Source organism: Bryocella elongata (genome assembly GCF_900108185.1).
Classification (GTDB): domain Bacteria; phylum Acidobacteriota; class Terriglobia; order Terriglobales; family Acidobacteriaceae; genus Granulicella; species Granulicella elongata.
Genome location: NZ_FNVA01000001.1, coordinates 1,104,963 through 1,125,648 on the forward strand (window position 1 = coordinate 1,104,963; position 20,686 = coordinate 1,125,648).

Annotated in this window: 14 protein-coding genes and 2 tRNA genes; 7 read left to right on the top strand and 9 right to left on the bottom strand. The window is 63.5% G+C overall.

Going from position 1 to position 20,686, the window contains the following annotated elements; genetic code table 11:
* Nucleotides 1-128: 128 nt before the first annotated feature.
* From hemA to C4S68_RS04540, 3 genes are all read right to left on the bottom strand, one after another.
* Nucleotides 129-1,550, bottom strand: coding sequence for a glutamyl-tRNA reductase (gene hemA / locus C4S68_RS04530; protein ID WP_235011349.1), 1,422 nt, complete (start codon nucleotides 1,548-1,550; stop codon nucleotides 129-131).
* A 3-nt stretch (nucleotides 1,551-1,553) separates the two neighbouring features.
* Nucleotides 1,554-2,369 (bottom strand): cytochrome c biogenesis protein CcsA, encoded by an 816-nt coding sequence (ccsA, locus tag C4S68_RS04535; protein WP_103931774.1) that lies wholly within the window; start codon nucleotides 2,367-2,369, stop codon nucleotides 1,554-1,556.
* Nucleotides 2,370-2,464: 95 nt separating this feature from the next.
* Entirely contained in the window at nucleotides 2,465-2,704 is a 240-nt protein-coding gene (locus C4S68_RS04540) for a hypothetical protein (RefSeq protein WP_103931775.1), read from the bottom strand.
* 96 nt (nucleotides 2,705-2,800) lie between these two features.
* Between C4S68_RS04540 and mutS the strand changes: the two genes are divergently transcribed.
* The 4 genes from mutS to C4S68_RS04560 are packed head-to-tail and all read left to right on the top strand — an operon-like array spanning nucleotide 2,801 to nucleotide 8,955.
* Complete coding sequence (mutS, locus tag C4S68_RS04545) at nucleotides 2,801-5,566, top strand: DNA mismatch repair protein MutS (protein WP_103931776.1); 2,766 nt, start codon at nucleotides 2,801-2,803, stop codon at nucleotides 5,564-5,566.
* Nucleotides 5,563-6,798, top strand: a complete 1,236-nt coding sequence (locus C4S68_RS04550) for an anhydro-N-acetylmuramic acid kinase (RefSeq protein ID WP_235011350.1) — start codon at nucleotides 5,563-5,565, stop codon at nucleotides 6,796-6,798. The genes mutS and C4S68_RS04550 overlap by 4 nt, the downstream gene beginning before the upstream one ends.
* Complete coding sequence (locus tag C4S68_RS04555) at nucleotides 6,792-7,373, top strand: hypothetical protein (RefSeq protein WP_103931777.1); 582 nt, start codon at nucleotides 6,792-6,794, stop codon at nucleotides 7,371-7,373. The genes C4S68_RS04550 and C4S68_RS04555 overlap by 7 nt, the downstream gene beginning before the upstream one ends.
* A 52-nt stretch (nucleotides 7,374-7,425) precedes the next feature.
* Nucleotides 7,426-8,955: an ABC transporter substrate-binding protein gene (locus tag C4S68_RS04560; protein WP_103931778.1), complete on the top strand. Its 1,530-nt coding sequence runs from the start codon at nucleotides 7,426-7,428 to the stop codon at nucleotides 8,953-8,955.
* Here C4S68_RS04560 and C4S68_RS04565 read toward each other — a convergent pair.
* The 4 genes from C4S68_RS04565 to C4S68_RS04580 all read right to left on the bottom strand — a co-directional run bounded on the left by C4S68_RS04565 (nucleotide 8,952) and on the right by C4S68_RS04580 (nucleotide 13,660).
* Nucleotides 8,952-9,917: an insecticidal delta-endotoxin Cry8Ea1 family protein gene (locus tag C4S68_RS04565; protein ID WP_103931779.1), complete on the bottom strand. Its 966-nt coding sequence runs from the start codon at nucleotides 9,915-9,917 to the stop codon at nucleotides 8,952-8,954. The two genes, C4S68_RS04560 and C4S68_RS04565, sit on opposite strands and share 4 nt — an antisense overlap.
* 115 nt (nucleotides 9,918-10,032) lie before the next feature.
* Nucleotides 10,033-10,106 (bottom strand) — tRNA-Gln (locus C4S68_RS04570).
* A 203-nt stretch (nucleotides 10,107-10,309) separates the two neighbouring features.
* Nucleotides 10,310-12,928: an ABC transporter permease gene (locus C4S68_RS04575; protein ID WP_235011351.1), complete on the bottom strand. Its 2,619-nt coding sequence runs from the start codon at nucleotides 12,926-12,928 to the stop codon at nucleotides 10,310-10,312.
* Complete coding sequence (locus C4S68_RS04580; protein ID WP_103932189.1) at nucleotides 12,929-13,660, bottom strand: ABC transporter ATP-binding protein; 732 nt, start codon at nucleotides 13,658-13,660, stop codon at nucleotides 12,929-12,931. It abuts the gene before it with no gap.
* A gap of 125 nt (nucleotides 13,661-13,785) precedes the next feature.
* Here C4S68_RS04580 and C4S68_RS04585 point away from each other — a divergent pair, with 125 nt between their 5' ends.
* Nucleotides 13,786-14,484, top strand: a complete 699-nt coding sequence (locus tag C4S68_RS04585; protein ID WP_103931780.1) for an arylesterase — start codon at nucleotides 13,786-13,788, stop codon at nucleotides 14,482-14,484.
* A gap of 39 nt (nucleotides 14,485-14,523) precedes the next feature.
* The gene (locus tag C4S68_RS04590; RefSeq protein ID WP_235011352.1) at nucleotides 14,524-15,216 is read left to right on the top strand and encodes an HAD family hydrolase; all 693 of its coding nucleotides are present in this window, start codon (nucleotides 14,524-14,526) and stop codon (nucleotides 15,214-15,216) included.
* Between the two features lie 106 nt (nucleotides 15,217-15,322).
* Here the strand turns inward: C4S68_RS04590 and C4S68_RS04595 are convergent, their stop codons facing one another.
* On the bottom strand, nucleotides 15,323-18,703 hold the full coding sequence (locus C4S68_RS04595) for a TonB-dependent receptor (protein ID WP_103931782.1): 3,381 nt from the start codon (nucleotides 18,701-18,703) through the stop codon (nucleotides 15,323-15,325).
* Nucleotides 18,704-19,043: 340 nt separating this feature from the next.
* Between C4S68_RS04595 and C4S68_RS04600 the strand changes: the two genes are divergently transcribed.
* Nucleotides 19,044-19,128: transfer RNA gene (locus C4S68_RS04600), tRNA-Leu, on the top strand.
* Nucleotides 19,129-19,195: 67 nt separating this feature from the next.
* Here C4S68_RS04600 and C4S68_RS04605 read toward each other — a convergent pair.
* Nucleotides 19,196-20,668, bottom strand: a complete 1,473-nt coding sequence (locus tag C4S68_RS04605; protein WP_103931783.1) for a glycosyl hydrolase family 79 C-terminal domain-containing protein — start codon at nucleotides 20,666-20,668, stop codon at nucleotides 19,196-19,198.
* Between the last annotated feature and the right edge of the window lie 18 nt (nucleotides 20,669-20,686).

Consider the following 20,686-nt stretch of genomic DNA (forward strand, 5'->3'; position numbering starts at 1 on the left):
CTGAAAGCGTCGAGAGATGTGCTGGGACAAACGGAGCGGCGGGTCCTTCGACTGCGCGTGTCGCAGCTACGCCGCGCCCGTTTCGCTCAGGATGACGCTTGTTTTCAGTGCAAGGGAAAGCGCGCCGATTACTCGCCGCGTTGCTTCTGGGCGGCTTTGAGCGCTGCGATCTGCGGGTGAAGGAGCTTTGCGGCGAAGGCCTTCATCGCAGATTCGATGGTCGCGAGCTGCTCGGGAGAGAGTGGCTGGCCGGCGAGGCGATGGGTGAGCTTGGCGAGCTCCTGCTGGCGGGTCGCATCGGCGTCGGCGAGGAGCTGCTTGATGGCCTCGGCTGCAGGAGCAAGTGACAGGCGCTCGCGGTAGGCTTCGACCTCGGCTTTGACGATGCTCTCGGCGGCCGCGGCCTCGCGGGAGCGGTTCTCCTGATTGGCGACGGCGACTTCCTGGAGATCGTCGATGTCGTAGACGAAGCAGCCATCGACCTTGTTCACATCAGGAGAGACATCGCGAGGGACCGCGATGTCGATGAAGAAGACCGGGCGGTTCTTGCGGCGCTGCTGCATGGCGCGCGCGTTCGCCGGCGTGAAGATGGCTCCGCCGCCCAGCGCCGCAGCGCCCGTCGAGGTGAGGATGATGTCTGCGCGATGCGCCTGCTCGTGCAGCTGGTTGAACGGGATGATGCCGGTGGTGATGGCCGGGGTGCGCAGGCCGTCGGCGATCTTTTCGGCGCGGGCTTCGGTGCGGTTGGAGACGAGCAGCGTGTTCGCGCCCTGCTGGATGAGGTGGCGTGCGGTGAGCTCGCTCATCTTGCCCGCACCCACCATGAGGATGGTCTTGCCTGCGAGGGAGCCGAAGATGTTGCGGGCCAACTCTGCGGCCACCGAAGCGACGGAGACGTTGGAGCTGCCGACCTGGGTCTCGGTTCGTACGCGTTTGGCGACGAAGAAGGCGCGCTGGAGCAAGGGGTCGAGGACGGAGCTGGCGTGTGCGGCACCTGCCTGCGCGGGGGGATCGCTGGCTTCGGCGGAGTGGATCGCGCCGACCTCACGGGCTACGTTCCAGGCGTGCTTTACCTGGCCGAGGATCTGGGCGTCGCCGACGACCATGGAGTCCAGCGAGCTTGCGACGCGGAAGAGGTGGTTTACGGCTTCCTGCTCCTGGCGCTCGTAGATGTGGGCCTTGAGCTCGGCCTGCGAGACCTGGAAGAACTCATCGAAGAAGCGCATGACGCGCTCGGTGGCGGCGAGTTCTTCGCTTGCCGAGGCGGGATCGTGCACGGTGAGAAGCTCGACGCGGTTGCAGGTGGAGACGATCATGGCCTCGCGCACGCCCGGCTGCTCGACCAGCTTGCGCGTGGCCTCGGCAAGCCGGGAGGTGGGGATGGCGATGCGCTCGCGTACGCCGATGGGCGCAGTCTCATGATTGACACCGACCAGTAGCAGGCGCGAACGTGCGGGCGCAGCCGATGGCGAACCGCCGTGCGACGAATTGCGCGTCTGCGGTGCTGCCTGTGGCTGCTCTCGAGTTGTGTCCTGAATGGCCATGAGCATGAGTTAGGGCGTCTTGAAGCGGTGCACGGTGGAGAGCTGGTTCGCGGCCCATACGGCCAGAACCACGACGAAGACGAAGCTGGAGAGGTAGATGGCGCGGCGGCCACGCAGGCCGGAGTGGCGGCGAATGAAGATCATCAGCATGTAGGCGAGCCACATGGCGACGGAGAGCAGGACCTTGGGATCCTCGAAGAAGCTGGGGCCGATGGTCTGGAGGGCAACGACGGAGCCGATGAGCAGGCCGGCGGTCATGCAGGGCAGGCCGAAGAGCAGGGACTGCAGGGCGATCTGGTCCGTGGTTTCGAGCGGCGGAAGCCACGAACGGCCTTTGCCAGGGCGCTTCTGCTTGAGGCGGCGCTCCTGAATCAGGTACAGCACGTTGGCGATGAGCGAGAGAAGCAGCGCGGCGTAGGCGGCCAGCAAGAGGGCCACGTGCAGGAAGAGCCAGCCCTGCTGGATCAGCGGATAGCTGAGGGTCTCCGTGCCCGGCTTGAAGGCGGGGACGATGGTCAGCAGGACCGAGAGCGGCAGCAGCACGATGCCGAAGGAGACGGTGTGGTAGCGCTGGGCGAGGCCGAGGAAGGCGATGGCCAGCAGGAGGCCAAACCAGCTGGCGGACTCATGTGCGTCGACCGGCAGCGCACGATGCGCGGCGTAAAGGGTCTCCACGATAGCGACGAAGTGGAAGAAGACGGCGGCCACGGCGCAGGGGACAGCCACATGCCGCCAGCGGGGGCGGTTGTACAGGGCTGCGGGCAGCACCGCGAGCGCGGCAACACCGTAAAGCAGAACCGCGACTCGTAGCCAAAGTAGGGACATGCCGGTTGAGCGCGCAACCTCCGCGCGTGACTTCAAGTATATCGGCCCGCGAAGGGGCTGCTGTGACGAGGGTTACAGCTGTGCGCAAGGAGCGATCAGGCGGAGCGCATCTTTTCGTGGACGAGGTCCTTCAGCTTGCTCTCGATCATGGAGAGTGGAAGGAACCTGGGGTGATCGGTGACCTCGATGGTGAATTTGGTGCCGTCCCACGCGTAGTTTGCGGTCACTCCCTGGCGGGAGAGCGTTCCCGTAGGGCCGCTGGCGTCCATGCCGGCTTCTGCGAGGGCCTTCTGGGTGGCGGCGAACTGGGCATCGGTCATCGGAATCTCGATCATGGGGTGAGTGTAACGCTTCGGCGAGGGGCCCCGGGTGCGCACGGGGACCAGTTATGCACGGTGGCGGGCACGATATTCTTAAGGCTCCGGAACCCGATGACCACGACCACCGACATCAGCCCCGACGCCGGATTGACGCCCGCGATGCGCCAGCATCGTGCGGCCAAGGACGCGTATCCCGATGCGCTGATCTTCTTCCGGATGGGCGACTTCTACGAGCTGTTTTACGAGGACGCGGTGGTGGCCGCGCGCGAGCTGCAACTGACCCTGACGGCCCGCGACAAGGCCCGGTCGGTGCCGATGTGCGGTGTTCCGTACCATGCGGCTGCGGGCTACGTGCAGCGGCTGCTGCGCAAGGGCTTTCGTGTGGCGATGTGCGACCAGATGGAGGACCCGAAGCTCGCCAAAGGCGTGGTGAAGCGCGAGGTGACGCGAGTGCTGACGCCGGGCACAGCGCTCGACAGCACGCTGGAGGCCAGCCAGAGCCAATGGCTGGCGGCCTTGGCGGCGGTGGGATCGGGAGCGAACGCCTGCGTGGGCGTGGCGTCCATCGATCTTTCCACCGGTGAGTTTCGCGCGACCGAGTTTGCAGGTGGAGATGCCTGGGCGCTGGCGCTCGATGAGCTGGGCCGCATGCGGCCAGCCGAGGTGCTGCACGCGCAGGGTGCGAGCTTTGGGAGCGGAGCGAAGCCGGTACGGCAGGGTGAGCTGGGCAGCGATGCAGCTGCGCGGACACCGAAGCCGGCGGAGGTCTCGGAGATTGGAGCGACCGATACGCCGCTTGAGGATTGGGTGTTCACCGACGAGTACGCGCTGCCGTTGCTGCGGCAGCAACTGAAGGTGTACTCGCTGGACGGCATGGGGCTGACGGGACATGCGGCGGCGGGCACGGCGGCCGGGGCGATCGTGCATTATCTGCGGGCGACCAAGCAGGGCGCGCTGGAACACCTGGACACGCTGCGGTTTTATGCGCGCAACGATGCGCTGGAGCTCGACGCGGTGACGGTGCGGCACCTGGAGCTGGTCGATCCCCTGCTGGCGAGCGATGGGCCGCAGACGACGCTGTTCTGGACGATGGACGCCTGCTGCACGCCGATGGGCAAGCGGCTGCTGCGTGCGCAGCTGGTGCGTCCGATGCAGGACCGGACGGCAATCGATGGGCGGCTGGAGGCGGTGGGCGAGGCTGCGGCGGACATACGGCGGCGCGAGGCGCTGCGGCGGTCGATGGAGGGTGTGCTCGACCTGGAGAGGCTGCTGGGGCGCGTGGCGCTGGATTCGGCCGGGCCGCGCGAGGTGGTGGCGCTAGGCAACACGCTGGCCAAGCTGCCGGGGGTCCGCTCGGCGACGAGCCTGCTGGTGAGTGCGCGGTGGACGGAGCTGGCGCAGGGGCTTGACCCGCTCGACGACCTGAGCGGGCGCATCGGCATGACACTGGTCGAGGAGCCTCCGGTCACGCTGAACGATGGTGGCGCGATACGCGGCGGCGTCGATGGCGAGCTGGATGAGCTGCGCGAGCTTTCGACCAGCGGACGCCAGCGGCTGGCTGCCATCGAGGAGCGCGAGCGGACGCGGACGGGCATCAACTCGCTGAAGGTGCGGTTCAACTCGGTCTTCGGGTACTACATCGAGATCACGAAGGCGAACTCGAAGGCTGTGCCTTCGGACTACGAGCGCAAGCAGACGCTGGTGAACGCGGAGCGGTTCACGACGCCGGAGCTGAAGGAGCTGGAGCAAAAGATTCTGACCGCGCAGGAGCGGTCGGTGGAGATCGAGCGGAGGCTCTTCGCGGAGCTGCGGGCGAGCGTGCTGGCCAGCGCGGGGCGGATTCGCGAGAGTGCGCGGCGGTTGGCGGAGATCGACCTGCTGGGCTGCTTTGCGCACATGGCTGCGCTGCGGGGCTGGGTTCGGCCGGTGCTGGAAGATTCGCCTGTGCTGGAGGTGATCCATGGGCGGCATCCGGTGGTGGAGCGGCACCTGGAGGAGTCGGGCGCGGGGCGGTTTGTGCCGAACTCGTTGTATCTGTGTGCGCATGAGTTGACGCCCACCCGTGACGGTAGAGCTGTCACGGATGGGGCACCCGAATCGTCGTCGCATCCGTCGTTGGCTTTGATTACCGGGCCCAACATGGGCGGTAAGAGCACGTATCTGCGGCAGGCTGCGCTGCTGGTGATCCTGGCGCAGTGTGGGAGCTTCGTTCCGGCGGAGCGCATGCGCCTGGGGCTGGTGGACCGGGTCTACACGCGCATTGGAGCGAGCGATAACGTGGCGCGTGGCCGGTCGACCTTCATGGTGGAGATGACGGAGACGGCGGCGATCCTGAACACGGCGACGGAGCGGTCGCTGGTGCTGCTGGACGAGATGGGCCGTGGTACGGCGACCTACGATGGCCTCTCGCTGGCGTGGGCGACGGTGGAGCAGCTGCACAACATCATCGGCGCACGCACGTTGTTTGCCACGCATTATCACGAACTAACGCTGCTGGCTGAGAGGCTGGCGCGGCTGGAGAACCTGCGCGTTGTGGTGAAGGAGAACGCGGGCGGCATCGTCTTCCTGCACACGGTGGAGCGCGGAGCGGCGAGCAAGAGTTATGGCATCGAGGTAGCCCGGCTGGCGGGACTTCCCTCTTCGGTGATCGCGCGTGCGCGCGAGGTGCTGAAGCTGCACGAGCGTGCGGAGTCACAGCAGGTGCGCGAGGCAGTGGTTCCTGCGGAGCGTACGGCTTCGATGCAGATGACGATGTTCACGCCGTTGTCGCAGCGGATTGTGGACCGGCTGGAAGAGGTGGATGTGGATGGGCTCACGCCGCGGGATGCGCTGAGTTTGCTCGCCGAGTTGCAGCGCGAGTTGAAAGGTGGCGCATGAAGCGCTTGACGAACTTTGGGCCTGTTCCCGGCACTCCACGAGCCATGAACGTCGCGGGGGTGATGAGCGGAACCTCCGCTGACGGTGTCGATGTTGCTGTCTGCCGGATACGGCCGGGGCGCGGTGCGGGTGCGACGCCTGTGGTGAAGGTGTTGGAGCATCGGGGATTCCGGTATCCGAAGAAGCTGCGCGAGGCGGTGCTGGCGGCTGCGGGAGCGCAGCAGGCCAACTCCAGCAGTGTGCCGGAGCTGGCGCGGCTGGGATGGCGGCTGGGCTCGTTCTATGCCGAGTGTGTGGAGAAGACGGCGACGGATGCGGGGTTGAAGCTGGACCTGGTGTCGATGCATGGGCAGACGATCTATCACCAGGCCATGGCGGAGAAGTACCTCGGCGAGCCCGTGCGCTGCACGTGGCAGATCGGCGAGCCGTCGCTGGTGGCGGAGCGCCTGCGTGTGCCGGTCGTCAGCGATCTGCGGCCCGCGGACATGGCTGCGGGCGGTCAAGGCGCGCCGCTCGTCCCCATGTTCGACTATTGCGTGCTGCGCCACGCGACGCGCAATCGTGTGCTGCTGAACCTGGGCGGCATTGCAAACCTTACCGCTGTACCGGCGGGTGCTTCTCTGGCGAAGGTGCTGGCCTTCGATACTGGCCCGGCCAGCATGCTGATCGATCAATTTATGCAATCGCTGTACGGCAAACCGTATGATCGCAACGGAGCTGCCGCGGCTCGTGGGCAGGTGCTGGGCGAGGTCGTTGATCAGCTCGCAGCGAAGGCTTATTTTGCAGCAGCACCGCCGAAGAGTTGTGGCCGTGAAGAGTTCGGCGCTGCGTTTACGCAAGAGATGATCGCGCTGTTCAAAGATAAGGGTGCCGGGCCGGATGACATCATCGCGACGGCGACGGCTCTCACGGTACGCACCATCGTGGACGCCTACGCGCGTTACTGCTGGCCCCATCTTGGTCAGATGGCGCCGCTGGCGAAGGCCACGGAGCTGATCGTGGCGGGTGGCGGGTCTCGGAACCGCACGCTGATGAAGTGGCTTACGTCGCAGCTCGATACGCTTGGAGTGTCCGTGCGAACGATCGACGAGTTTGGAATCGCCAGCGAAGCCAAGGAGGCGGCGGCCTTCGCTCTGTTAGGCTGGCTTTCTTGGCATGGTTTGCCCGGAAACGTTCCGGCAGCCACCGGCGCCGGTAGGTCTGTAATCCTGGGAAGGTTGACGTTGTGCTGATAGACGAGATCGGCCTCCAGCAGGAGGCCGCCAAGAGACGAGAGCGGCTGTTGATCTGGTTGCTGCTGGCATTTGTGGTGGTATGTGGGATCGGGGTCGGGGTGCGTTTGTACCGGTCATCGCAGAGCCGCGTGGATCGCGGTTCGGCTCAGTCCGTCAGCTTTGCAGGACGGACGTTGCAACTGCCGCCGCTGTGGAAGCCTGACCTCGCCGAAACGACGGTACACACGCTGGTTCTGACGCCGGAGGGACTCGCTCCGGGGGCCAACCCGAAGCGCATCTCGCTCGAAGACGAACGCGATCATCCGGAGACGCCGTCGCAGTTTGTGGATGGCTGGCTGAAGACTCCACATGAGCCGGACCCGACGGTGGAAAGCATGATTCCGTACTATGACGCCTCGGTCAACGCTGTGGGTGCGTCCTGCGTGCGCATCGCTTATGGCGGAGCGGAGCGTTCGCTGAAGATCATCTGCCTGGCCCACGATGGGCGCTACAAGGTGACCTTCACCGGCAGCGAGCGCGACATCCGCCCTCTGGATTCGCTGATCGAGCAGTTCACGGTGCTGGAGAACTAGAATCACGGTGCATCTGAATCTGAAGATGAGAGAGCACTGGGGCAAAGTCGGAATGCGTTCTCGAACCAGCGTCTGTGCCGTTCTTGCGGTGACGCTGGGACTTGCGGGCTGTGGGCCGTCGCGGCCTGACCCGGGAACGTTGAACATGCTCATCGAGAGCTCCCCCAACAATCTGGATGTGCGTCAAGGTACGGATGCGCAATCAGAACGTGTTGGCGCCCTGATCTTTGAGGCGCTGGCCCGCAAGGACGATCACTTCAACCTCGTGCCATGGCTGGCGACGTCCTGGGAGCGGCCTGATCCACTCACGTGGATCTTCCATATCCGTCCCGGTGTGAAGTTCCACGATGGAAAGCCGCTGACCGCCGATGATGTTGCCTGGTCGATCGAGAGCATGACCAACGGCTCGATCGTGACGGCGAAGGGTGGAGCGTTTCGCGGCATCGACAAGGTAAGCGTTCCCGCGCCGCTGACGCTCACTGTGCATACGAAGACCTCCGACAACGGCCTGCTGTTCAACATGAGCGACGGCCTCTTCGGCATCGTTGAAAAGGGTGCGGGACGAGATGAAGGCCTGCATCCGGTGGGCACAGGCCCGTTCCAGTTCGTCGACCAGGTGCAGGACAAGGATGTGGTGCTCGAACGCAACGCTGGCTATTGGGGCGGAGCGCCCCACATTGAGCGCGTGCGCTTTGAGGTGGTGCCCGACACGATCACCGCAGCGCTGGAGATGAAGAAGGGCTCAGCTGATCTCGAGTCCAATGTGCTTTCCGAAGATATGGTGCATGCGCTCACCGGGCTGCCCAATCTTCGTGTCGAAGGCGGCACGGGAGCTGCGGTGATCTACGCGAACTTCAACACGGCTGACCCGGTGCTGCATGATCCGCGAGTACGCCAGGCCATCGCCTGCGCTCTGGATCGCGATGCGTTGATCCGCACGTTATGGCGAGGACATGCCGTGGCTGCTGACACGCTGCTGCCAATCGGCTCCTGGGCTGCAGCTGATCCGGCGGGGCTCGCGCACTATCCGCATGATGTGGCGCGCGCGGTGAAGTTGCTCGACGAAGCAGGAATGAAGCCGGATGCGAGCGGCATCCGCCTGCGCTTCACGATCAAGACCTCGACGGACGAGACGGTGCGGCTTGAAGCGCAGGCGATCCAGCAACAGCTGCGGGCTGCGGGCATCGAGATGAAGATTCGTTCGGCGGAGTTTGGAACCTTCTACGCGGACATCACGCATGGCGCGTTCCAGATGTACATCCTGAAGTGGATCGGCGTGAACGAAGATCCGGACATCTTCCGCTATGCGTATGCCTCGACGAGCTTTCCTCCGAAGGGAGCGAACCGGGGCAGGTATTCGAATGCGCGCGTCGATTCCCTCCTGATGGCAGCCGCGACGGAGACGGACCAGGAGGTCCGCCGCAAGGAGTACGCAGAGGTGGAACAGATCCTTTCGCGTGACCTGCCGAGCGTTCCGTTGTTCTATCCGAACAATGAGGTGGTGCACTCAACGCGAGTCACAGGCGTCGTGCTGAACCCGGGTGGGAGCTTCGACTTTCTGCGCACGGCAGAGCTGCACTAAAGCGTTCCGACGGCCACATTGGAGCCTTGCGACGGCTGAGCGAGGGCATGTGGCGGCTGCGTAGGTGCGACCGCCGTGTCCAGCAGCTTCTGCCAGTCCTGTGTCGGCTTGAGAATGGTGTCGAGTTCAGCGCCAAAGGAGCTCGATACTTTTTGGCGATATTCGCCGGTGTGCTGCCTGAACGTGGCCCCTGCGTCCCGGATTGCGCCGCTATTATTCGAAGACGAAGCACTCAGAACCGTGGTGTCGCAGAAGTCGTCATGCGTATTCCACCAGTGATACATGTTCATGAACCTGCCGCTGAGCTTCGAGGCGGAGCCCTGGTTGAGGTGGATCATCCCCATGCGCCAGTCCATGACGCGACCACGCATGGCAACCGCCGCCTGTCGGTAGGTGGCCACTGCAGTGCGCAGCTTGGCTTCATGGAGGACGCGATCCGCATCGCTGCCGTAGTACACCCGGGCGAAGAGATACTGCTCCCGTAGGGCAACGAGACGAATGCTTCCGAAGGCGACAAAGTGCGCCATGGTCCGCTCTGGGACACGAGGATCGAAGAACTCCGGCTCCAGTTCGTCGAGCAGCGCCAGCAACGCCGTCAGGTACTGCCCTTTCTGCACGGGATCCGTCGTCTGGTTGTAGTCATTGAGCAGCGAGCGCAATCCAGCGACATGTTCCTGCAGAATCCGGGCGTGTTCCTGCGCGATCATGCCGGGCACGACTCGATTCACATAGTCGACCAGGGCATCCATCAACTGCTGCTGTGAGTTGTCCTGCCAGAGCACCTTTGTGACTCCGCTGAGGGCGGAGCCAACCGCAGGTACGGTACCCACGACACCCGAGACGAGACCGCGATAGTCGGCACCCTGCTGGAAGTTGACCGATTCTGTGTGGTCGCCACACTGGGCGCCAGCCGAAGCAGACACGGAGGAAAAGAGCAAAGCCAGAAGCACAAGGTTGCGCATAGGCGGCCTATCTCAAGAAAATGTGTAGACGCAGTATAGGCCCAGGCAGTGCATCGGAGCACGGACATGCGCCGGATGGCACATGCTGCGAGAACAGACTTCACACGCGATGCGTTGGTTGCCCCCCAGGGATTCGAACCCCGATTGAGCGAGTCAGAGTCGCTAGTCCTACCATTGAACGAGAGGGCAGCGCTGATGTGAAGCCGCTGGTCGCAGGCTTGGAGAGCCACTATCGACCAACCTGTTCAGTGTACGAAGAACAGGGGCTTTGGGTCAACCTGTGGAGAACATAGACAGATTCGAGAGGCGAGACGCGAGAGGCGAAGGTTCGCTCATCTGCCATCTTGGATAGTCGGCAAAGCCGTATCTCGCATCTCGTACCTAGTCCTCTCTCAGGATCTCCAGAGGCTTCTGTCCGAGCACGCGGAAGCTCGCGCTCCAACGAGCAGCCACTCGCCGAGCGATAGCCATGGCTGGAACTGGTAGCCGAAGTGCAGCGCATGCAGCAGCAGCGTGCGCGCCAGCAGGTTGGCGAAGACCACGCCGACAAACCCCGCGACAAGCCCCAGCACAGCGAACTCGATCGAGAAGATGGTGGCGATACGCGGACGTGTGGCGCCAAGCGTCTTGAGGACTACGACCTCGCGGATGCGGCGATAGCGTGTGCCCGCGATGGCGCTCGCCAGGATGACGATGCCCGCGAAGATGGAGAACGCGGCGAGGAACTGGATGACGTAGGTGATCTGGAGGATGACCTGGCGCACGACCTCGAGGGTCGCGGCGACATCGATGACTGTGACGGTCGGGTAGTGCTCGTAGAGCACGCGGCGCAGTTGACTCGTCGCTGCAGGGTCGCAGTGAATGCCGCCGTACCAGACGACCGGCATGCCTGCGAGCATCTTCGACGGCACGACAAACTCTGCACGGGAGAAGGCGTGCCGGCTATCGGTATCGAAGAGAGCGACGACCTGGGCGTTGACCTGCGTGTCCTGCTCGGTGATGGTGAGTTGAGAGCCTACCTTGATGTGCAGACGGTCGGCGCGCTGGCGCTCCATGGCAACAATGGGGTGCTTGGCTGCATCGGCAGCCTGCGCAGTCGTCCACCACTTCCCTGCCACCACGGTCTCACCGGGAGGCGGGGCGTTATCTGTGGGCGCCCAGGTGAGGTTGATGGAACGGAAGGCTCCGCCGCCGCCGGGCCCGCGTTGCTGGCCATTGCCCTGCTTCGCGCGCTCCTGTTCACGCTGCTTCTGAAGCTCCGCGGCAGCAACGCCATCCACCGCGAGGATGCGTGAGCCGAAGACGGGAACGAGCTCCGGGTTGCCTTTGACCTGCGGCTGCGTCGCAAGCAGCGTGCGAATGCCGGCGGCTTCATCGCTCGTCATGTCGACGAGGAAGATGTTGGGCAGGTTCTCCGCGATGGCGGCCTGCATGTCATTCACGATGGAGCGTTGCACCATGTAGACGGCAGCGATCTGCATGACGCCGAGGCCCAGCGCGGCGAGGAGTGCTGCCGAAGGGTTCCCCGGTCGATAGAGATTGGCGAGGCCGTGGCGCAGCACCGAGGGCAGCGCGAGGCGGGTGCGGGCCAGGAACTTCTTCAGCAGCCACAGCAGCAGCGAGCAAGCGCCGAGCAGGACGAGAAGGATGACGGCGATGGCGCCGGCGAAGGCGGCTCCGACACGGGCCGAGTCCGAGACGCGCCATGCCAGAAGAACGAGGCCGCCGAGGATGAGCACGACGGCGAGAATCTCGGCACCAGAGTTGAGCAGCTTGCGCCAGAGGCGGGTGACGAAAGGATCTTCCGAAACTTCGACGGCCCTGCGCAGGATGAGGATCGGCCGCACATCACGGATGTCGAGCAACGGCGGAAGCGTGAAGAGGAGCGTCGTGAGCAGGCCCGAGCCCAGGCCAAGTGCGGAGGCGCCGGCATCCAACCGAAACGCGGGTGTAAGGTGCAGCAGCTTGGCGAGGAATAGCGGGAAGGCCATCTGCACGCCGAGACCGAAGACCACTCCCAGCAAGCCTCCACCGAGGCCGAGCAGCAGCGTCTGGATCGTGTAGATCTTGATGACCTGCGACGAGTCCGCTCCCAGCGACTTCATGATCGCGATGGAGTCGAGCCGCTGCTGCAGGTGCGCGCGCATGGCCATGGCCACACCGACCGCTCCAAGCACCAGCGCCACCAGTGACATGAGCGAGAGCAGACCGGTGGCACCATCGAGGGCGCGGGTGATGGAGGGATTCGCCTCGCGATAGTCGGTGAGCTGGGCTTCGGGCAATGTGGCTTCGAGCTGCGTCTTCAGCGCAGCTACCGCCTCGTCTGAGAGGGCACGGCCCGGAGGCGGCGGCGGAAGCTTATAGAGGTAGCGCCGGTTGGCATGCGAGCCCGGGGCGATGAGGCCTGAGTCTGCCAGCGCATGTTGCGAGAGCAGCACGCGCGGCCCGGCAGCGAAGGCACCTGAAAGGCGGTCGGGCTCCTCGAGCACGGTGGCTGCGATGCGGTACGTGCGGGTACCAAGCTTGATGGAGTCGCCCACCTTGAGGTGGAGGCGTAGCAGGAGGTCATCTCCGACCGCTACGGTGGAATCCGTCAGCGCCTGGGTGAGCGGCATTGCAGGATCGAGCGTGACGTCGCCGTAGAACGGGTAGCGGGTGGGATCGACGGCCTTCAGGGCCACCAGCAGAGGGTCCAGCGAACCTGCTGCGGAGGCCATGGAGACGAGCTCGGTAACCTCGGTCTCCTGCACACCGTTGGCTTCGAGCGCGGTCAGCTTCGCGCGCTCTTCGGGAGTGGGCGGCTGGAAGGTCTTAGCCGCGATGTCGGCCGCCATGATGGCGCGGGCTCGCAGCAGCAGCGTGGAGCGGAAGGACGACGAGAAGCCTCGCACGCCGGTGAGCGCCGCAACCCCAATGGCTACCGAGAGCAGCACGAAGGCAAACTTGCCGCGCGAGGCCTTGAGCTCGCGCATGGCGATGCGTGTGGCTGTGGCGTAGGAGAGACCGGCCATCTAGACGCCCGCCTGCGATGCGGCTTCGGCTTCGAAAGACACGTCGTCGCTGACGACGAGGCCGTCGCGGAGGGTGATTCTGCGGCGCGCCTTGGCAGCGAGTGCGGGATCGTGCGTGACCAGCACCAGCGTGGTGTGCTCGGTGCGGTTGAGGTCGAGCAGGAGGTTGAGGACGTGGCCGCCGTTGGCCGTGTCGAGGTTGCCGGTGGGCTCATCCGCAAGAACGATGGGAGGACGCAGCATGAAGGCGCGGGCGATGGCCACGCGCTGCTGCTCGCCGCCGGAGAGCTGCACGGGATAGTGGTCCATGCGGGCGTCGAGGCCGACGCTGGAGAGCAGCTGACGAGCGCGCTCTCGCCCAGCCTTCTGGGTCCCGCCCGTAGCATCGTGCGGATCGCCGTTGAGCTCATACGGCAGCAGGACGTTTTCCAGCGCCGTAAGGGTCGGGATGAGCTGGTAGCTCTGGAAGACGAAGCCGATGGTCTTGCCGCGAAGCTGGGCGAGGTCGTTTTCCGCTAGGCTGCTGATGACGGTGCCGTTGAGCGCGACGCTGCCCGAGGTCGGATTGTCCAGCCCGGCGAGCAGGCCCAGGAGGGTTGATTTGCCCGAGCCCGAGGCTCCGATGATGGCGACAAACTCACCCTGCCCGATGCTGAAGGAGATGCCTTTGAGGATGTCGACGGTCGTCGAGCCGGTGCGAAGCGACTTGCGCAGCGCGTCCACCACGATCATGGGTTTGCCGGATGAGGTGGACGGAACGGAGGCGGCAATGGTCAAGGCGAGGAATCCTCTGAAAGAATGGCAGTGTGAGACAGGTGGGATGTAGCAACATCTTAGTCGTAAAAGTGGCGCCGGCGATGTTGTTCGCTGCGGTGTTGGCGATTGGATGCCGCAAGGCAGAGCCCGCACCACAGACTACGCCCGCACCTTCGCCGGAGTTCCACGCAATATCAACAGACGGTCCGGCCCCCGCTGGGGCACCCGCTTCGGACGACAGAGGTGATCCGCGGCCGCTGATCCTCTGTTTTGGGGACAGCCTGACTGCGGGCTATGGTACGGATCCCGGCCAGAGCTTCCCGGATTACCTGCAGCAGCGGCTCGACGCTGCGGGGTACCACTACCACGTGGTCAACGAGGGAGTGAGCGGCAACACGACTAAGGATGGCGTGGAGCGGCTGCCGCACATCGTCGCCCGGCACGCGAAGATCGTGGTGCTGGAGTTCGGCGGCAATGATGGTCTGCGCGGCCTTCCGCTGGAGGCGACGCAACAGAACATGGCGACGATGATCGAAGGGCTACAGAAGGGTGGAGCGACCGTGGTACTGGCGGGCATTACGCTGCCGCCGGACTACGGCCCGGACTACATTCATCGCTTCAACGCGATGTACCCCACGCTGGCGAAGAAGTACCACACGCGGCTGCTTCCCTTCCTGCTGGACAAGGTGTGGGGCGTGCCCGGAGACATGCAGGGCGACGCCACGCATGCGACGGCGCAGGGCAACAAGCAGGTAGCGGCGAATGTGCAGGGGCTGATTCAACCACTGCTGACCAAGTAGACTCGAAACGTGATCACCTATATGCCGGAGCCCTCGCGCATGACGCGACAGACGCTGCTGTTCGACGCCGACGACACGTTGTGGGAGAACAACATCTATTTTGAGCGCGCGATTGCTGCGTTCATCTCCTACCTCGATCACCGTGTGCACACGCCTGAAGAGGTGCGCGAGTACCTGAACCACTGCGAGCACGTCACGATCGCGGAGCATGGCTATGGCCTGGTGAGCTTTCGGCGGTCGTTGATCGCATGCTTCGAGCAGCTAGCCGATGAACCGCTCACGCCGGAGAAGCACACACGCATTGTGAGCTTCACGGAGTCCATCGCGGCGCAGGAGATTGAGCTGCTGCCGGATGTGGAGGCCACGCTGCGCGAACTGTCGACGCGCCACCGCTGCATCCTCGTCACCAAGGGTAATGATGAGGAGCAGCGTGGGAAGCTGGAGCGCTCCGGCCTGGCGGCGTTCTTTTCGGGTGTTGAAGTGCTCGCGGAGAAGAACGTTCCGGCGTACCAGCGGCTCATCGCACACCATGCCTGCGAGCCTGGGGCGACGTGGATGATCGGCAACTCACCACGCTCCGACGTAAACCCCGCGCTGGGTGCGGGGTTGAATGCCATCTTCATCCCGCACGACTTTACCTGGGTGCTGGAGCATGAAGTGGTCGATGCCGCGCCGCAGGGGCAGACGCTGATGGAGCTCGAGAAGTTCGCGGAGCTGGTGAAGTTTTTTTGACCCACCGAGCTTGAAGCTCGTCGATGAATCGCTAATGGAGCATGCAGAGGGTTGTTGCGCGTGAGCCCGGGTCCGACAGTCCGGACCCGGGGCACCCGAGGGCGATCTAGCGGCTCACGCGAATCGCGAACTGCGCGACACGTTCTTCGGCGCTGGTTGCAGTGATGGTGCCGAAGGCCGTGTTGCCGACGACACCATTGGGCTGCGCGAACGCCGGAGTATTGAGCACGTTGAAGAGCTCAGCGCGGAACTCGACCTCCGTCTTCTCGGTAACGTGCGTGTGCTTGATCAGCGAGAGATCCATGTCGCGGAAGCCAGGTCCACGCACGGGGTTTCGTGAGGCGTTGCCGATGGTGAACTGTGGTGCGACGGCAAACGCCGCAGCTCCCTGATAGCTTGTCGCCACGGCTGTGTTTGCATTGTTGAACCAATGCTGCGTGGTGCGCTGGTTCATGGGCAGCGTCGGGTTGGAGACATAGTTGGGCCGCGCGGTAACGAAGCCGGCGAAGCTGTTGAAGTTCGTCGTCTGTGTGACCGTGACCGGCATACCCGACTGTGCGGTGTAGATGCTGTTCACCGACCAGCCACCGAAGATGTGATCCATGACGGGGCCCGAGGCGAAGAGATGATTGCGCCCCGCTGGCAGGTCATACACCACGCTGACTGCCTCGACGTTGGGCATGTCGCCGCTGGAGCTGTCACGCTCGAGATACGGGCGGAAGGTGTCCGCCCCCGTGAGGCTCGAGGAGTTCGGCGAAGACAGCACGGTCGACGAGAAGACGCTGGAAGCATCGTCGATGAGCTTCGAGTGGGTATAGGCCACTGTGAAGGTGAGCCCGCGCGTCACTCGCTGTTCCACCTTCGCTTCGATCGCGTTGTAGTTCGTTGTGCCAGAGTTGTTGCGGTAGATCGCGACGTTCTGGAAGCGTGGGTAGGGCTTGAGCAGCTGGGCCGCGGCGATCTTTGGCGTGCCGATGGAGCTCCAAGTAGGAATGACGCCGTAGTACGGATTGGTGACCTGGCCCGTAAGCGAAGCCGGGTTGGTGAGGCCAGCTGCCAGCTGTGCAGCTGTGAGCTGATTCAGGTTCATGTCAGGAATGCCTACGTGGACGATGTGCGAACCGACATACGCAACCTCAAACGACAGGGACGATGTAACGGCACGCTGTGCGGCCAGGTTCCACTGCTCCACGTAGCCCGGGCCTGCCGTGCGGTTCGCGGTGTACACGCTCTGGCCGAGTCCAGCGTTCGCATTGAGCGCGATGGGCTGCACACTGGGGCCGTTCGCGAGCGTGAAGGGCGCGTTGATCGAGTCCTGTGTCTTCTCCTGCACGTTCTGGATGAATGGAAACTGAGGGGTAGTGAAGGGTGTGGTGATGCCCGACTGGTCGATGAAGACGATGCCGAAGCCACCACGGAGGGCGGTGCGGGGCGTGAGCTCATAGGCAAAACCAACACGAGGCGAGAAGTCGAGGTAGTGGGTCTCGCGAGCGGAGCGGGGATTGCCATTGACGCCGAGGTAATCGAGCTGCTGCGTCGCCAGATTGAAGACCGCACCCTGGTTGTTCTTCTCGACGGATGGATTGTGGATGTCCCAGCGCACGCCGAGGTTTGCTGTGAGCTTCGGGGTCACGCGCCAATCGTCCTGCGCGAAGAATGCCTCGATGTGATCCCGCGGGCGGATCGTTGAGGTCTGAAGATCGATGGCGAAGGTGTCCACCTGTCCAAGCAGGAAGCTGGCGAAGGCATTTCCTCCAGTGGCCGCACCCGACGCCTGTGTGTCGGTGCCGGTGTTGGTGAAGGCAAAGGAGCCTGTGGGACTCGGCGGAGACACAGCGTTGAGCTGATACCAGCGGATGTCGGCACCCACCTTGATGCTGTGCGCGCCGCGCGTGAAGATCACGGTGTCGACGAGTTGCCACACGCCGGTCTGGTAGTTGGAGAAGGCTCCTGCGGGAGAACCAAGCTGGCCAAACCCGTTCGAAAAGGTGAATGTCGGCAGCGCGTTGTTGAAGGCCGCGTTGGACGGGATGCCGGGGATACCGAGGGCCGTCGAGGCTGTGCCGCTCACCGTGTTCCCCGAGAGGTAATTCGCCCGGCGCGTGTAGCCCACACGAGCATCGTTGAGAAGGTGCGCTGTGAAGGTGTGCGTCTCGTTGACGACTGCCTGTTGCCCAAGCACATTCGAGAGCCCGGTGACGTTGCCCGTGCCGAGGATCGAACCGGAGATGGCGCCACTGCCATCCGGGAACGGCGTGACCGGGGCCTCGACCTCGTTGTAATAGCTGTAGCGCGCGAAGGCGTGATCGCGTGTGCCGTGGGCGAAGTCCACGCGGAAGTCGAACTGGTTCTGGTGGTCGATGTCATCGGCCGTGCGGCTGTAGTTGTTGGTCGCGGCGGTGGAGGTTGGGAGCGGGATTCGTGCCAGCAGCGCCTGTGCAGCCGCATCGAAGGGCACGTTGATGGTGTTACCGGGAAATTGCTGCCGCGTATAGACGCTGCCATTGTAGGTCGTCGTCGCAGGGTTATAGATCGCAGTCGTACCGAAGTTGCCTGCGCGCTGCGCGAGGGTTGGCACAGTGGAGATACGCGTTACGCCGATGGCCTGCTTGATGCCCTGGTAATCGCCAAAGAAGAACAGCTTGCCGCGCAGCACTGGACCGCCAAGCGTTCCCCCGTAGAGGTTGCGGCGATAGTCGGGCTTGCGGCCCGTGGGCGCGAAGAAGTTGCGGGCGTTGAGATCTTCGTTGCGGAGGTACTCGAAGAGGCTGCCGTGATAGGTGTCGGTGCCATAGCGCGTGCTGACGTTGACCACACCACCGTTGAAGCGGCCGAACTCGGCCGAGACGTTGTTCGCTTCGACCGCGAACTCTGCGATGTCATCGAGCAAGGGAAAGAAGGCGACCTGGCCGGGCTCCGGCTGCAAGGCCGAGATGCCGTCGTACAGGTACTCGTTCGTGCGCGGGCGGCCACCGTTGATACGCGGAAGCAGGGTGCCGGGAGGAAGTTCGACGCCAGGAGCGAGCTGCGTGAGGTTGATGAAGTTACGGGAGTTCAGAGGAATGGCCGCGATGTGCTTCGCCGCGATCGCCATCTGGATATCGGAGGTCTCGGCCTGCAGCACCGGGAGCTGCGTTGTGACGTTCACCGTCTCGCTCGAGCCGCCTGCGGCCAGCGTCAACGGCACGTCGACGGTGCCACCGATGCCTACAGCGATTCCCTGCTGATGCTGGCCCTTGAAGCCGCTCGCAGCGACATCGATCGTGTAGCGGCCGGGGACGAGCTCGACGAAATCGAAGTAACCCCGGGCGTCTGCGGTCGTGAGATAGCGCTGGTGGGTGGACTCCTCGACGAGCGTCAGGCTCGCCGACGGGATACCTGCCCCGGTGGCATCGGCTACCCGGCCTTTGAGCTCGCTGGCAATCTGAGCAGAGATGGCGGGAGTGGCGGCAAGAAACGTAAGCAGTGCAATAGCGCGTGAGGTCACGCGGGCCTCCTGATGTTCGGCTAAAAGTCGTTACCTCTATTTGTATAGAAACGATAGCCGATTGAAACAAGCCCCTCGATGTGGGTATTTCCTCAGGCCCCCTTTTCTCAACAAGAATCTACCTGCCGGGGATCCCCGTGGCGCCCTCCGCCATGCGGCGCATGATGAGCTGGAGGGTGCGCTTTCACTAGGGTTTTGCGTCCACTTTGCTTGCGCTTCACCTTGCCGTGAAGACCACGTGCCTGTGGGTTTTGTTCAGGTCACAAATTGCGCTATACTGGATTTCGGTTCGCACGGTAGCTCCTGCCACACCCCTCGCGGTGTTCCGCAGGCCCGAGCTGCGGAGGTGGCGAAATTGGCAGACGCACTAGCTTGAGGTGCTAGCGGGTAAAACCATAGGGGTTCAAGTCCCCTCCTCCGCACCATATGACCTGAAATGCAAGAAGGCCGGGACAATGTCCCGGCCTTCTTGCTCTTGGAATCGGCTGTCTCTTAGTAGAAGTGCACGATCGCAGCCTGGGTATGCGGCAATGTAAAGGTGAACGTGCTTCCACTCAATGTCTGAGCGGCACCGTAACCACCAGTCCAGTTGCCGTTGCTATCCATGGCAGCGCCGCCGAACGTGATGCCTGTGGTCGCCGTGACGTCACTGTTGGCCTGCTGCAGGTAGATGACCTGGGCGTGCGTGTAGCTTCCGCCGGGCGTTACGGTCACCGTCGCGTCGACCGCACCGGAGCCGTAGGTCCGATTGATCACATGCACCGTCTCGCCCCCATTGGTCTCGAGGAGGCCGTAGGCTGTGATGTTGGCTCCGCTGGAGTTGGTCAACGTCGTCTTCAAAGGCTGTCCCTGGCTACCGTAATGGAAGACCCAAAGGCCATATCCGGGAGGCTGCAGCGAGAGCGGTGTGCTGCTGACGCCGATCGGCGAGACGGCGTTGTAGGAGCCGGAGTCCGAACCAATGGGCCCGTTGTGCAGGTTCATACCGCTCATGTTCGTGCTGTACGCCATGTAGCAGAAGTAGTCGAGTGCCCAGAGCGCCGCGGCGTAGGTGTTGGTCACGCCGTTGTTGGAGCCGCCGTAGGCGCTGTTGGTCTCCTCGATGCGAACGTTGTAGCCATTGTTGCTGGCGTTGTCGTTGAAGTTGTTATAGAAGGTCTGGTACTTGGCATCGAGTGTGGAGGCGAGGATCAGCGAGTCTCCGTTGGAGACCGAGCCGAAGTTCGCGGACGAGCCCAGCGGGTAGTTGTGCACGGTTACCGAGCCGATGGTGCTCTTGAGCGAACCGGAGTACGTGGAGTCGGTTTCGAGGCCATTGGGGTAGGTGCAGCAACCGGCACTCGAAGGGCCAGTGCTCAGGATGGAGCCGTTGATCTGGTTGCGGAAGTCGCTGCTGAGCGTGTCATAGCGAGACTGCCACGTGGAATAGCTGATCGCACTGCCGGTGGTGCCATCGTCGTTGTCCGGCTCGTTGCCGATCTCAATGTTCGTGGGAAAACCATAGCTGTGCGAAACATGCTGGTCGTTGTACATCGATTGCACAAACGACACAGATGAACTCGCGTTGTAATTGTTCTTCACGGGAACGTTCCAGATGAGGTTCGCCTGGATGAGGTTGGCGAAGGCATCGACGTTGGCCGCATCCGTGGTCGTTGCATAGGGTGTGCGTTCTGACGAGTTCCCGCCGATGCGGATGTTCTTGACGCCAATTTTGGAGAGCATGGTGCTGAGTGGTGTTGATGCGCCGCTCATCCAGTAGGCTCCATTGTTGTTGGCGGCCATGATCGAGCTCATCTCGAAGGACAGGCCCAGGAAGTCGTTCGGGATGGTACGGCGAAGCTGTGTTGAGTCGAGAGTAATGCTGACGCTCGCCTGTGATTGCGCAAGGAGCGGAAGCGTGAAAAGGATAGCGGCAGCCATGGGCGTGCCACCGCATAGCGCGGTTCTGATGACGCGTGACTTCATGTGACTCTCCGTAAGGAA